At 70.6% G+C, this 2,877-nt stretch carries 4 protein-coding genes; 2 read left to right on the top strand and 2 right to left on the bottom strand.

Features of this window, described 5'->3' with window-relative positions:
- Positions 1 to 47: 47 nt before the first annotated feature.
- Positions 48 to 827: a hypothetical protein gene (locus VNR91_RS13035; RefSeq protein WP_325491202.1), complete on the bottom strand. Its 780-nt coding sequence runs from the start codon at positions 825 to 827 to the stop codon at positions 48 to 50.
- A complete protein-coding gene (locus VNR91_RS13030; RefSeq protein WP_325491201.1) occupies positions 824 to 1,672 on the bottom strand; it encodes a hypothetical protein in 849 nt (282 codons plus the stop codon). The genes VNR91_RS13035 and VNR91_RS13030 overlap by 4 nt, the downstream gene beginning before the upstream one ends.
- 164 nt (positions 1,673 to 1,836) lie before the next feature.
- Here VNR91_RS13030 and lipB point away from each other — a divergent pair, with 164 nt between their 5' ends.
- Together lipB and VNR91_RS13020 are read left to right on the top strand one after the other, a co-directional pair.
- Positions 1,837 to 2,523: a lipoyl(octanoyl) transferase LipB gene (gene lipB / locus VNR91_RS13025; protein ID WP_325491200.1), complete on the top strand. Its 687-nt coding sequence runs from the start codon at positions 1,837 to 1,839 to the stop codon at positions 2,521 to 2,523.
- Positions 2,524 to 2,593: 70 nt separating this feature from the next.
- A complete protein-coding gene (locus tag VNR91_RS13020) occupies positions 2,594 to 2,869 on the top strand; it encodes a hypothetical protein (RefSeq protein ID WP_325491199.1) in 276 nt (91 codons plus the stop codon).
- Positions 2,870 to 2,877 lie beyond the last annotated feature (8 nt).

Genomic DNA, 2,877 nt, shown 5'->3' with positions numbered 1-2,877 from the left:
TTTCCCGATCCGCGCGCGATCGGCGTGCTATCGGTCGACGACGCGCCTCAGGTGCCGCTGCTCGCCAGCCGGCGATAGGCGGCGACGCCGACCAGCGCGGTCGCCAGTGTCGCCGCGCTCTCGATCGCGACCGCCACGGCGGCGGTGAGCCCGACCAGCACGGGGTGCACCTGATCGCCCGACCCGCCGCCCAAACCACCGATCGCCAGCACTGCGCCCCCGATCACCGCCGCCGACAGCATCAGCCCGGCGAGCAGCCATGCCAGCGTCCAGCCATGGCCGCGCGTCAGCCGCCAGCTGCGCGCAATCGCCGCGACCGCGCCGATCGGCGCCTCCCCCGCCAGCACCGCCGCCGCCAGCGTGGTACGCGCATAGACGTAGAACAACGGCGCCAGCACCGCGATCATCAGCAGCGGCATCGCCAGCGCCAGGCTGAGCAACCCGCCGGTCGGCAAGCCGATCAGCACGGTGACCAGGATGTAGCGCGGCAGCAGCGCCAGCGCGCGGCCGGCGGCGCCAACCACCGTCGGGCGATTGCGGTCGAGGTAGAGCGTGACCACCGCCAGCACCCCCCACAGCCCGATCAGCAGCGCCGCCACGTACCAGCCGCCATAGCTGCCGACCCAGCCGGCGAACGCGTCGCTCCACGCGCGCATCGCCTCCTCGCCGGTCGCGCCCTTCTCGGGCATCGGCCATTGCGGGACGAGCAATTGCAGCGCGAGGCGCGGCAGGAAGATCGCCAGCCCGACCAGCGGCAACAGCAGCGCGCGATCGCGCCGCCACAATGCCCAGCCATCGCGCAACAGCGCCGCGCTATCGAGCCTCATGCCGGGTCGGCGCCCAGCGGCGTGGCGGCCGCCGCACCCTGTGCGCGCAGGATCGCGACGTAGAGCCTGGCGACGAAGGCGGTCGCCAGCACCATGAACCCGGTCTGCACCGCCGATGCGGCGATCGCGGTGATCACCGTCGCAACCGTCACCGGCCCCTCGCCATGGCTGAGCAGGCCGAGGATCGATCCGAACACGGTGCGCGCGGCCAACGCGGCGACATTGGCGACCACGCCGTAGAGCAGGATCACCCCGAACAGCGCCCAGGTCAGCCCGCGGCTGAGGGAAAGGGCGCGGGCGATCGCGCCGACCCCGCGCCGCTCCGCGACGATCACCGGGGTCAGCGGCGCCAGTCGCGCACCGACGAACAGCAGCGCGATCACCAGCAGCAGGACGTAGAGCGCCGCCGCCGCCATCGCCCCGGCGGGCAGATCGGCGGGCATGGTCCCCGCGGCACCCAGCCGGGCGAGATCGACGCCCCCGGCGAGCAGGATCACCCCGGTCGGCACCATCAGCAGCCCCAGCACGACGAACAGCAGCACATAGACGCCGATCGCCGGCAACAGCCGCGCGGTCGCGACCCGGCCGGCGTCGCGACCGATCGCGGGATCGATCGCCAGCGCCGAAATGGCGAGCTGACCCCACACGCCGATGACGGCGAATCCCAGCGACAGCAGCGCCAGCCCCGCCTGGACGGACGGGCTGGCATTGCTCCACAGCGGCGACAGGCTGCCCGAGATCGAGGTCGGGACCAGGATCGTCAGCAGGGCGATTGGCACGATCCGGGCCAGATTGTCGCCGAGGAACTCGACCGTCCGATCCCACACGCTACCCATCTTGACCATGCGTCGCGCGCTCCTTTGACGCCTGTCGGCGTCCGTTCCAAAATTCGCGGAAGGGCGAATTTCAAGGCGGAACCAGCCCGCTCCCGCATCCACGTCCGTGGATCCAACCCTAGCGGAGCCCCGCCACCTTGCCAATCGCGACCGCGCGACACATGTGCGGATCCATGACCGAATGGCGCGAAGGCGTGGAATGGCGCGTGGCGGCCGCGCCGCTCGAATATGGGGCGGCGGTGGCGGCGATGGAGGCGCGCGCGGCGGCGGTGCGGGCCGGCACCGCGCCCGAACTGATATGGCTGGTCGAGCACCCCGCGCTCTATACCGCGGGCACCAGCGCCGATCCGGTCGACCTGATCGATCCGCGCTTTCCGGTGCACGCGACCGGGCGCGGCGGGCGCTATACCTATCACGGGCCGGGACAGCGCGTCGGCTATCTGGTGCTCGACCTGGCGCGGCGCGGGCGCGACGTGCGCTGCTTCGTCCACGCGCTCGAGGGGTGGGTGATCGACGCGCTCGCGCGGATCGGCATCGCCAGCTACCGCATCCCCGGCAAGGTCGGCATCTGGACGCGCGACGGCGGCGCGGAGGCCAAGATCGGCGCGATCGGGGTGCGGGTGAAACGCTGGGTCACGCTGCACGGCTTTTCGGTCAACCTGTCGCCCGACCTGTCCCATTTCGGGGGCATCGTGCCGTGCGGGATCGCCGACCTGGGCGTCACCAGCGCGGCCGCGATCGGCGTCGATTCCACCCTGCAACGCTTTGACGACGCACTGGCATCCGGTTTTCCGGGATTCCTGGCGGCGCTGGGGGGCGATGCCACAAACCGTCTTGAGAACGCGCCCCGAACCCGTTAATGTCCAGTTCGATTTGGGTATTTAAGGCATCCAGCCAGGCCCGGGTCGCCTTATTCTAGGGAGCTTCCAGATGCGTGCAATTCTCTCCAAGGCCGTTACCGGCTCGATGATCGCCGGCGCGGCGCTGCTCGTTTCGGCGTGCGGCGGCAACACCGAGACCACCACCACCAACACCGTCGTCACCGACATCAACGCGACCGATGCCACCATGGACGGCACCGTGACCGACAACATGACCGCCGTCGACGGCACGCTCGGCAATGACGCGCTGCTCGCCAACGACGTCGCCGTCACCAACGAAGTGACGACGACGACGACCGAGACGACGACCACGAACGCGAACTAAGACGCGCC

This window comes from Sphingomonas sp. (assembly GCF_035555815.1).
Classification (GTDB): Bacteria; Pseudomonadota; Alphaproteobacteria; order Sphingomonadales; family Sphingomonadaceae; genus Sphingomonas.
This window is presented reverse-complemented; position numbering and strand designations above follow the sequence as displayed.